This window comes from Burkholderia sp. 10_S31 (assembly GCF_056930375.1).
Map to the genome: position 1 here is coordinate 384,910 of NZ_JBXOWK010000002.1, position 10,449 is coordinate 395,358.

The window sequence follows — 10,449 nt, forward strand, 5'->3', positions numbered from 1 at the left end:
CCATGACCGACCGACTGACCGATCTGCCGCAACTCGACCCCGAACTCTTCCGCGTGCCGGATGCGAGCCGCTTGCGGCCGGCGTCGCCGTCCACGCATCCGCCGCGTTTCCTGCTGCTGTACGGCTCGCTGCGCGAACGTTCGTTCAGCCGGCTGCTGGTCGAGGAAGCCGAGCGCCTGCTCACGGCGATGGGGGCCGAGGTGCGCGTGTTCAATCCGAGCGGCTTGCCGCTGCCCGACGATGCGCCGGAGAGCCACCCGAAGGTCGTCGAGCTGCGCGAGCTCGTGATGTGGTCGGAAGGGATGGTGTGGTGCTCGCCGGAGCGGCACGGCGCGATGACGGGGATCATGAAGTCGCAGATCGACTGGATTCCGCTGTCGGTCGGCGCCGTGCGGCCGACGCAGGGCAAGACGCTGGCCGTGATGCAGGTCAGCGGCGGCTCGCAGTCGTTCAACGCGGTGAACCAGATGCGCGTGCTGGGGCGCTGGATGCGCATGCTGACGATCCCGAACCAGTCGTCGGTGGCCAAGGCCTTCATGGAATTCGACGAAGTGGGGCGGATGAAGCCGTCGGCCTATTACGATCGCGTTGTCGACGTGATGGAGGAGCTGGTCAAGTTCACGCTGCTCACGCGCGACATCGGCCCGTATCTGGTCGATCGGTACAGCGAGCGCAAGGAAAGCGCGGAGGCATTGTCGAAGCGGGTGAATCAGCGCGGGATCTGACCTGCACCGATGCCGCCGATCCAATCGGGAGTCGATGTCATGCAACTTCGTTCTGCAGCGTTGTCCGACCTGGCCGCGATCGAGGCATTGCTTCGCGCGTCGAACCTGCCTGTCGCCGGTGTCGCGGCGCACCTCGAAAACTTCGTCGTGCTCGCCGATCCGCCTGCCGTGACCGGATGCGGCGGTATCGAATATTACGGGGACTTCGCGCTGATCCGGTCGATCGCCGTCGCATCGGATGCGCAACGGAACGGTCACGGTCGCGCGATCGTGGCGCGGCTGATCGCGGCGTGCCGCGCGCGCGAGGTCCAGTCGATCGGGTTGCTGACGACGACCGCGGAAGACTATTTCGCCGGTTTGGGTTTCGTGCCTGTGGCCCGCAAGGATGTTCCGCGGCCGCTGCTGGCGTCCAGTCAGTTTCAGGGGGTATGTCCGGATGCGGCCACGGCGATGTTGCTGGCGTGTTGAACGGACTGGCTGGAGCGCAGCGAGGCGGCTGGTGTCGGGCGCCGCTCGTCCTTGCACAAAATCGATTGGCGAAACCTGTTTTGTGCGAAAAACGATTTTGGTCGTGCAAAAACGATTATTTTCGGGCCGATTTGCACAAAATCGATTACCGCTGCGGGCCGTTCGTATCGGTTGCCACGAGCACCGCGACCGGCAACGCCGCCAGGCAGCGATCGAGCCGCATCGTGCCGTCCGGCGCTCCGGCTTCGCGTCCGTCGTTCAGCCAGTCGATCCACTGCTCGCTGGCGCCGCGCGGCAGCACCACGGCCGTATCGCCCCATTCCCGAGGCTCGATGCGCGGCAGCCCCGGCACTTCGCCAAGCAATCTGCACGCGAGCCGCGTCACGATCACCACGATCGTTGCCGTTTCGTCGCACCGTGCGAATGCCACCGCGTGCCGTCCGAGCCTGCCGCGCACGCGCAGCGGCACATAGGCGCCATCCGCGAACGTCGCAGGCCAGCGCGTGCGCAGCGCGAGCATCCGCTCGACGAGCGCCCGCTTCACGCGCGCATCGGGCCAATCCTGCAGATACGCGGCGACCTGCCCGTCGACCCGTTCGGCCGCGAGCGCGGCAAACGGCACGTCGCGCCGATTGTCCGGATCGACGAGCGAGTGATCCCATGACTCGGTACCTTGGTACAGGTCGGGCACGCCCGGCGACGCCATCCGCAGCGCCGCCTGCGTGAGACTGTTGACGACGCCGGCCGGCGCGATCCGCGTGACGAACGCATGCAGCCGGTGCACGAAATCGCCCGTGCCGTGCGGCGTCAGGATCGCGCGGACGAACTGCTCGCAAGCGTGCTCATAGTCCGCGTCGGGGGCGAGCCAGTCGGTGTGCTGTTTCGCTTCGCGCAGCGCCTTCGTCTGCCAGCGCACCACGCGTTCCGCAAGCGCCGCGAGCCCGGCCGCATCGTCGGGTGCGAGCCGCGGCGGCCAGCAGCCGACGAGCGTCTGGTACAGCATCGCTTCCGCGGCCGGCCCCGGCGCCCACGCGAGATCGCGATGCGCGCCGCCGCGGTGCGGCTGGTTCAGCGCGGACCAGTCGAGCGACACCGCGTGCCATGCGTCGGGCACTTCGCTCAGCACCGCGAGCCGCGCGCGCGCATCCTCGCCTCGCTTGTGATCGTGCGTGGCGGTCGCGACGAGCGTATGCGGGACGGTGCGCGCGCGACGCCGGTTGCGTGCATGGAACGCGCCGCGCGACAGGCTGAAATCGCCCGCATCGGCGCCGACCTCGTTGCGCGACAGCAGCCGGCCGTAGCGGTAGTTGGCCGTGTCCTCGACGCCCTTCGCGGCGAGCGGCGCGGTGAGCTGTGCGAACGCGACGCGCGCCGCGTGCAGCGCCGCGGCATCCGCGCGCGGCACGCGCGTGCCCGGCAGCCCGAGCCAGCCGGCGACGCGGTCGAGCGCGTAGCGGTCGGACGGATCGATCGCGGCGCACGCCGCGTCGTACGCGTGCGCCAGCACGCGGCGATCGGCGCAGGTCGGCTCGTCGCCGGCTGTCGGGTACATCCGGTACACGGGCAGGTGCACGGCGAGCTCGCCCAGCACGCGCTGGAGCGCGATCCGGCTGATGTCGCGCGTCGCGGGGGCCGCGCGCGCGATGCGGTGCAACGCCCGTGCGACGCGTTCGTGCTCGCCGGCGAGTTGTCGCATCAGCACGCGCCGCTTGCCGGCCACCGCTTCCTGCGCGAACGACCGCGCCGATCCCGACACGGCTGCCCAGTGCGCGGCGAGCGGCGCGGCGCCGGCCGGGTCGTGCAGCAGCGCGGCGACGTCGTTCATGAAGTCGTAGCCGGTCGTGCCGGCGACGCGCCAGTCGTCGCGCAGCGTCTCGCCCGGCGCGAGGATCTTCTCGACGACGACGTACGGCTGCTCGTCGCGCTGCGCGGCGAGCCGCGCATGCAGGCGCCGGCAGTACGCGCGCGGATCGGCGAGGCCGTCGACGTGATCGACGCGCAGGCCGTCGATATAGCCGGCCGCATGAAGCGCCAACGGCAGCGCGTGCACCGCGTCGAACACCGCTTCATCGTCGACGCGGACGGCCGCGAGCGTCGCGATATCGAAGAAGCGCCGCCAGTTCAGTTCGTCGGCGGCCGTGCGCCACCACGCGAGCCGGTAGTGCTGGCGTTCGAGCACATGGTGCAGGCATGCGCGCGAGCGTGCGCGGCGCGGATCGGCGCCGCGCAATATCGCGTCGAACGCGTGCGGGCCCTGGGCGGCGGCGTAGTCGCGCAGCGCCGTATGCGCGGCCGCGAGACGCGTGCTGCCGCGTGTCGCCGCGGCGGTGAAGCGTTCGGCGAGCGCGTTCAGGTCCGCGCGGTTCGCGATGCGCAGGATCTCCGCATAGGTTGCCGGCGCGACCGGCAGGGTTCTGCCCGGGCATGCGATGAAGAAGCGGCCGGCCGACGAATCGGCGCCGAGCGTGATGTCGCCGGCCGCGAGCGCGTCACCGTACGGCGCGCCGAGGCAGGGCAGCAGCACCTTGCCGTCGAGCGCCGCATCGGGCGGATGCCAGTCGATGTCGAAGTAACGTGCATACGGGCTTGCCGGCCCCCATTCGAGCACGTCGTTCCACCAGCCGTTCGACGTGCCGCCGACGCCCATGTGGTTCGGCACGATATCGACGATCACGCCGAGGCCGTGCGCGCGCAGCGCGTCGACGAGGCGCCGGAAGCCGGCTTCGCCGCCGAGCTCCACGCCGATCGCGCGATGGTCGACGGTGTCGTAGCCGTGCAGCGAGCCGGGCTCGGCCGTCGTGATCGGCGACAGGTACAGGTGGCTCACGCCGAGCCTGGCGAAATAGTCGGCGTGCGCGGCCGCGTCGTCGAACGTGAAGCCCGCGTGCAGTTGCAGCCGCAGGGTCGCGCGCGGCGTCATGCTTCGTCCTCCCGAGCCCGGCGCGCGTGCTCGATCGCCGCGATGCGCTTGCGCGCGTCGGCGTCGAACAGCGCGTCGACCGCGCGCGGCAGCCGGCGCAGCCAGTTCGGATGGCCGCATGGCGGGCCGGGGAGATTCGGTTGCTCGTCCAGTGCGAGCAGATCCTCGAGCGGCACGATCGCGAGCGGCGACGGGCTGCGCGCGACGTATGCAAGGATCGCGCTGACGGGCGGTGCGTCGGCGGACGGGATCGGCGCGCCGGCCGGCGCGCAGCGTGCGTGCTGCAACGCGTGCCACAGCGCCGCGCGGTCGGCGGCGCGTTCGGCCTCGGCGGTTGTGAGGTCGGGGGCGATGGGTGACGCGTCGTGTGTGGAAGGCACGTTGCGGCCGTCGTCCGCAGCGGGGGTATCGTCATTACGCAGACCCGGACTGTTCCGTTCGTCGCGGCCCGAGCCGTGTGCGGCTGCAGTGCGACCGATGTCGTCATCGGCGTTGCGCGCACTCGCGGTTCGTCGCGTGTGGTTGCTTTCATCAGCCGCACGTGCATGTTTGGCGGCATCGGCATCGGCATCGGCATCGGTAACCGCACCCGCCACGACCCGCCGCCACGCGAGATCGACACCCTGCCACCAGCCCGCCACCGTCGGCAGGTCATGCGTCGACGTCATCGCGATCGTGTCGCGATCCCACGCCGACGGCGGCCGAAATGCGCGGTCCGCTTCCCGCTCGAACCACAGCACGCGCATCCCCGCGATGCCCTGCGCGCCGAGCCGTTCGCGAAACCCCGCCGGCACCGTGCCGAGATCCTCGCCGATCGCGACCGCGCGATGCCGTGCCGCCTCCAGCGTGACGAGCCGCACGAGATCGTCGACCGGATAGCGCAGGTACGCGCCTTCGCGCGGCGACCGGCCTTCCGGCACGATCCATAACCGCGCGAAGCCGAGCACGTGATCGATGCGGACCCCGCCCGCATGGGCGAAGGCCGCGCGCAACAGGTCGACGAACGGCGCGAAGCCGTTCGCGCGCAGCGCGGCGGGTGTCCACGTCGTCACGCCCCACGCCTGGCCGTCCGCGTTGAACAGGTCGGGCGGCGCGCCGACCGACACGCCGCGCAGCAGCGTCGTGCCGTGCGCCCACGCGTCGCTGCCCGCGCGATCGGAGCCGACCGCGAGGTCGGCGATCAGCCCGATCGTCATCCCGGCGTCGCGCGCCGCCTGCTGCGCGTTGCCGAGCGCGTCCGACGCGCACCATTGCAGGAACGTGTGGAACGCGATCGTCTCGGCATGCGCATGGGCGAACGCGTCGGCCTCGGCCAAAGCCGGCATTTGCCATTGCGCGGGCCATTGCCGCCAGTCCGCGCCGATCCCGTGTTCGATGCAGAACGCCTGCAGCGCATCGAAGCGCGCATGCGCGTCGAGCGCCGCGCCGCCCGCCGCGCGAAATCGCTCGAACGCGTCGCGCGACGGCTCGCCGTTCGCACGCCACGCGTCGAAGCACGCGCGCAGGCGTCGCAGTTTCAGCGGCAGCACGTGCGGCCAGTCGATCAGCGGCGTATCCGCTGCGTGTACGTCACCTGCTGCCGCGCCGTTCATCCGCCGCACGATATCGGCCCCCGGCACCGCATCGCAGTCGAGATACGCGACGTTGTGCCAGCGCCGCGACGACGGTGAATACGGGCTGTCGTGCTCGGGCAGCGCGGGATAGCCCGCATGCGTCGGGCTGATCGCGACCGCATGCGCGCCATGCCGCGCCGCGCGCGCGGCGAGGCCGGCGAGCGCGGTGTAGTCGCCCGCGCCGTCGTCGCCCGCGCGGCGCAGGCTGTAGAGCTGGGCCGCGATGCCCCACCGGCGCCGCGCTTCCGGCATGCCGCGGCGCGCATCGAACGGCCGCGCACGCGGCGGCGCGATCGCGAGCCCGATGCGCTGCTCGCCGATGTCGAGCGTGTGATAGCCGGGCAGCGCGAGCGGCGGCAGCGTGCCGTGTTCGCCTGCGCCGGCCACACGCCCGTCGACGTGCCCGCCCGATTCGAGCGCGATCCGGAAGCGCGCGCCGGGCGGCGCGATACTGCGCGGCAGCGTCAGCGGCATGCCGGCGTCCCCGGTCACGACACGCGGCGTCGCGTCGCGCGCGTCGGTGAGCGCGGCTGCGCTGTCGGCCCGCTCGCTCGGCGTGCCGCACGGCCAGCCGAGCGCATCGACGAGCGCAACGAGCGCATCGTCGTCCACCCGTCGCGCGACACCGCCCGCATCGATCCAGTCCGGCTCCAGCCCGGCCGCACGCGCGAGTTCGGCGATCGATACGTCGGTCGTCATGGTCGCGTGTGCCCGTTCGCGCGGTGACTCAGCGCATCGTGGTTGACCGCGCCGTCGCGCCACGCGATGCAGGTGTGTGCGGGCAGCCGCTGGTCGGCGAGCCGGTCGCGCGCGCGCGGCGGCGTCTCGAACACGATCTTGCCGACCGGCAGCGCAGGCAGCACCGCAGCGTGCGAGCCGGGATTGAACGCGATCGTCAGCGTGCTGCCGTCGCCGAGCTGCCAGCGCGCGACGAGCGCTTGCGCGTCTCCGCCGCCGTTGCCGGACAACAGCTCGACACCGAGCGCGCGGGCGCCGGCCAGATGCGGCGTCACGAGCGCCGCGCGCACCGTCAGCGCGCTGCGGTAGAAGCGCCGCCACGCGTCGGCGTCGGGCCAGGCGGTGGCGTCCGCGTGGCCGGGCGACGAGCGCACGAAGGTGCCGACGTCGTTCGGATCGGGAATCGCACTGCGATGCGCGGGATCGGCGAACGCGGAAAACGCGGCGAACTCGCGGCGCCGGCCTTCGCGCACCGCATCGGCGAGTTCGCCGCGATAGTCGGTGAAGAACTGGAACGGCTGCGTGCTGCCGTCTTCCTCGCCCATGAACAACAGCGGAATCTGCGGTGCGAGCAGCATCAACGCGGTCGCCGCGCGCACCGCGTTGTCGTTCGCGAGCGCGCGCAGCCGTTCGCCGAACGCGCGATTGCCGATCTGGTCGTGGTTCTGCAGGAACGTGACGAACGCGGTCGGCGGCAGGTGCGCGCTTGGCTCGCCGCGCGGTGCGCCGTCGTGCAGCGGCGACGGCTCGCCCTGGTATGCGAACCCTTCGCCGAGCGTGCGCGCGAGATGACGCAGCGGCGCATCGGCATAGGCGCGGTAGTAGCCTTCGCGCTCGCCGGTCAGCAGCACGTGCGCGCTGTTGTGGAAGTCGTCGTTCCACTGCGCGTCGAAACCGTCGGGCCCGAGCAGGCTCGCCGCATTGCGTTCGTTCTCGAGCACCAGATGCACGTGGCGCGCACCGCCCGCATGCGCGCGCACGCGGCGCGACAGCTCCCGCAGCCATACATCGTCGTCGATCGCATGCGCGGCATCGATGCGCAGGCCGTCGAAGCGGAATTCGTCGAGCCAGTACAGCGCGTTCTCGATGAAGAACGCGCTCGTCTGCGCACGCGAGAAGTCGATTGCCGGGCCCCATGCGGTCGGCCGGTCCGTGCGGAAAAATGCGGGCGCATAGCGCGGCAGCAGGTTGCCGTCGGGGCCGAAGTGGTTGTACACGACGTCGAGAAACATCTGCAGCCCGAGCCCGTGCGCGGCGTCGACGAGCGCCTTCAGTTCCTCGGGCCGCCCGTACGATGCATCGGGCGCGAACGGCAGCACGCCGTCGTAGCCCCAGTTGCGCGCGCCCGGGAACGCATTGACGGGCATCAGCTCGAGCGCGGTCACGCCGAGCGCGGCGAGGTCGGCCAGGCGCCGTTCGACGTTCGCATAGCCGCCGCATGCGCCGACGTGCAGCTCGTACAGCACCGTCTCGTGCCACGGCCGGCCGCGCCACGCGTCGTGGCGCCAGCGGTACGCGGCCGGATCGACGACCTGGCTCGGGCCGTGCACGTCATCCGGCTGGAAGCGCGATGCGGGATCGGGCACCGCGAGGCCGTCGTCGAGCAGGAAGCGGTACAGCGTGCCGGCGCCGCACGGCGCGACGACCTCGAACCAGCCGTCGCCGGCGGCCTGCATCTCGACGCGCCGTTCGCCGTGCACTTCCACCGCGGCCGCGCGGCTCGCGGGCGCCCACAGCCGGAAGCGCGTGTGCTCGGCGTCGAGGCAGGCCGCGCCGAACGACGACGCGAATGCGTGCGTGCCGGGCGGATGGGCGGTATGTGACGTCATGGCGGCTCCTCACGAGGGCTGGGCGGGTGGCACGGCCGCGACCGCGATCACGGCTGCGTGCGCGACGACGTCGAGGCCGGCATCCGGCCAGGCGCGCGGGCCGGCGTCGGGCGTCGCGGTATCGAGCAGCACGCGGTAGTCGAGCACGGGTGCCGGCGGCTTGAACCGGATCGTGTGGGTCGACGCATTCAGCATCACGAGCAACGCCTCGGTGCGCCCGGTGCGGCCGGTGCCGACGCGCCGCATCGTCAGCGCGCGCCGTTCGCCGTCTTCCCACGCGGGCACGGTCAGCGGGTCGCCGCGCTCGTCGAACCAGTCGATCTCGTGCATGCCCGGTGCGCCGTCGCGGTCGCCGGACGGATAGTGCGGCGCCGACATCACCGTGTACATGCGCCGCAGCGCGGCGAGCCGCGACACGAAGCGCATCATCTGCACGCCTTCGTCGCTGCGCGCGAGGTCCCAGTCGAGCCATGACAGTTCGTTATCCTGGCAATAGGCGTTGTTGTTGCCGTGCTGCGTCCGGCCGAATTCGTCGCCGGCCACGATCATCGGCGTGCCGAGCGCGGTAAACAGCGTCGCGAGCATCGAGCGTGCGACCCGCGCGCGCAGGTCGCGGATCGACGCATCGTCGGTGGCGCCTTCGGCGCCCCAGTTCGCGCTGCAGTTGTCGTCGCGGCCGTCGTGGTTGTCCTCGCCGTTCGCGTCGTTGTGCTTGTGCGCATACGACACGAGATCGGCGAGCGTGAAACCGTCGTGCGCGGTGACGAAATTGACCGACGCCCACGTGCGCCGCCGCTGGTGGTTGAACAGGTCGGCCGAGCCCGCGAGCCGCGCGGCGAGTTCCGGGCGCTGGCCGGCGTCGCCGCGCCAGAAGCGCCGCACGGTGTCGCGAAAGCGGTCGTTCCATTCGGCGAAGCCGGGCGGATGGCGGCCCAGCTGATAGCCGCCGGGGCCGAGATCCCACGGTTCGGTGATCAGCTTGCGCTGCGCGAGCACCGGGTCCTGCCGCAACGCGTCGAAGAACCCGGCGCCGGGTTCGAAACCGTGATCCTCGCGGCCGAGCGTCACGCCGAGGTCGAAACGAAAGCCGTCGATGTTGAACGCGCTCGCCCAGTAGCGCAACGAATCCATCACCATCTGCACCACGCGCGGATGCGACAGGTTCAGCGTGTTGCCGCAGCCGGTCTCGTCGACGTGGTAGCGCGGATCGTCCGGCCGCAGCCGGTAGTAGCTCGCGTTGTCGAGGCCGCGCCACGACAGCGTCGGGCCGAGCTCGTTGCCTTCGCACGTATGGTTGTAGACGACGTCGAGCACGACCTCGATGCCGGCCGCATGCAGCTGGCGGATCGCAATGCGCATCTCGTCGAGCCGCCGCGTCGTCAGGTACGACGGCTCCGGCGCGAAGAACGCGGCCGTGTCGTAGCCCCAGTAGTTGCGCAGGCCCCGGTTCACGAGCGCGCGCTGCTGCAGGAACGCATGCACCGGCAGCAGCTCGACCGTCGTCACGCCGATCGACAGCAGGTGATCGATGAACGCCGGATGCGCGAGCGACGCGAACGTGCCGCGTTCCGGCGCGCGCAGCCCCGCGCGGCGCATCGAGGCGCCGCGCACGTGAGCCTCGTAGATGACGGTGCTGCGCCACGGCACGTCCGGGCGCCGGTCGGTGCGCCAGTCGAACGCCTCGTCGACGACCACGGCCTTCGGCATCGCGGGCGCCGAGTCGCGGCGGTCCATCGACAGATCCGCGCGGTTCGAATGCACGCGATAGCCGAACAGCGCATCGGACCAGCGGAAGTTGCCGACCAGCTTGCGCGCGTACGGATCGAGCAGCAGCTTGGTCGGATTGAAGCGATGGCCGTGCTGCGGCTGGTACGGGCCATCCGCGCGAAAACCGTACACGGTGCCCGGATGCGCGTTCGGCAGGTAGCCGTGCCACACCTCGTCGGTGCATTCAGGCAGGTCGAGCCGCGCGAGCTCCTTGCGCCCGGTCGGGTCGAACACGCACAGCTGGATGCGCTGCGCGTGCGCGGAAAACACCGCGAAATTGGTGCCGAGACCGTCCCAGGCCGCGCCGAGCGGATAGCAGCGGCCGGGTTGGAGACGGGCAGGCAGGGCGGTCGGCATGGGGATCGTCTCCGTGTCGAGGGCGCCGGGTG

General features: G+C 71.2%; 6 protein-coding genes. 2 read left to right on the forward strand and 4 right to left on the reverse strand.

Features of this window, described 5'->3' with window-relative positions:
• The first annotated feature begins 2 nt into the window (after window positions 1–2).
• Together arsH and arsN2 are read left to right on the forward strand one after the other, a co-directional pair.
• Complete coding sequence (gene arsH, locus AC1Z3W_RS16365; protein WP_175825222.1) at window positions 3–725, forward strand: arsenical resistance protein ArsH; 723 nt, start codon at window positions 3–5, stop codon at window positions 723–725.
• 9 nt (window positions 726–734) lie between these two features.
• Complete coding sequence (arsN2, locus tag AC1Z3W_RS16370; RefSeq protein WP_483507995.1) at window positions 735–1,193, forward strand: arsenic resistance N-acetyltransferase ArsN2; 459 nt, start codon at window positions 735–737, stop codon at window positions 1,191–1,193.
• 145 nt (window positions 1,194–1,338) lie between these two features.
• Here arsN2 and treY read toward each other — a convergent pair whose 3' ends face one another.
• From treY to glgX, 4 genes are read right to left on the reverse strand one after another with little or no spacing between them, the layout of a single operon-like run.
• Window positions 1,339–4,113, reverse strand: coding sequence for a malto-oligosyltrehalose synthase (treY, locus tag AC1Z3W_RS16375; RefSeq protein ID WP_483507996.1), 2,775 nt, complete (start codon window positions 4,111–4,113; stop codon window positions 1,339–1,341).
• Complete coding sequence (gene malQ, locus AC1Z3W_RS16380; protein ID WP_483507997.1) at window positions 4,110–6,425, reverse strand: 4-alpha-glucanotransferase; 2,316 nt, start codon at window positions 6,423–6,425, stop codon at window positions 4,110–4,112. Before malQ ends, treY begins: the two co-directional genes overlap by 4 nt.
• Window positions 6,422–8,293: a malto-oligosyltrehalose trehalohydrolase gene (treZ, locus tag AC1Z3W_RS16385; protein ID WP_483507998.1), complete on the reverse strand. Its 1,872-nt coding sequence runs from the start codon at window positions 8,291–8,293 to the stop codon at window positions 6,422–6,424. Before treZ ends, malQ begins: the two co-directional genes overlap by 4 nt.
• Before the next feature lie 9 nt (window positions 8,294–8,302).
• The gene (gene glgX, locus AC1Z3W_RS16390) at window positions 8,303–10,417 is read right to left on the reverse strand and encodes a glycogen debranching protein GlgX (RefSeq protein ID WP_483507999.1); all 2,115 of its coding nucleotides are present in this window, start codon (window positions 10,415–10,417) and stop codon (window positions 8,303–8,305) included.
• Window positions 10,418–10,449: the final 32 nt, after the last annotated feature.

Bases quoted from the DNA above. Each gene is read 5' to 3' on its own strand.
- arsH (WP_175825222.1), top strand. From the start codon at position 3: ATGACCGACCGACTGACCGATCTGCCGCAACTCGACCCCGAACTCTTC.
- arsN2 (WP_483507995.1), top strand. From the start codon at position 735: ATGCCGCCGATCCAATCGGGAGTCGATGTCATGCAACTTCGTTCTGCA.
- treY (WP_483507996.1), bottom strand. From the start codon at position 4,113: ATGACGCCGCGCGCGACCCTGCGGCTGCAACTGCACGCGGGCTTCACG.
- malQ (WP_483507997.1), bottom strand. From the start codon at position 6,425: ATGACGACCGACGTATCGATCGCCGAACTCGCGCGTGCGGCCGGGCTG.
- treZ (WP_483507998.1), bottom strand. From the start codon at position 8,293: ATGACGTCACATACCGCCCATCCGCCCGGCACGCACGCATTCGCGTCG.
- glgX (WP_483507999.1), bottom strand. From the start codon at position 10,417: ATGCCGACCGCCCTGCCTGCCCGTCTCCAACCCGGCCGCTGCTATCCG.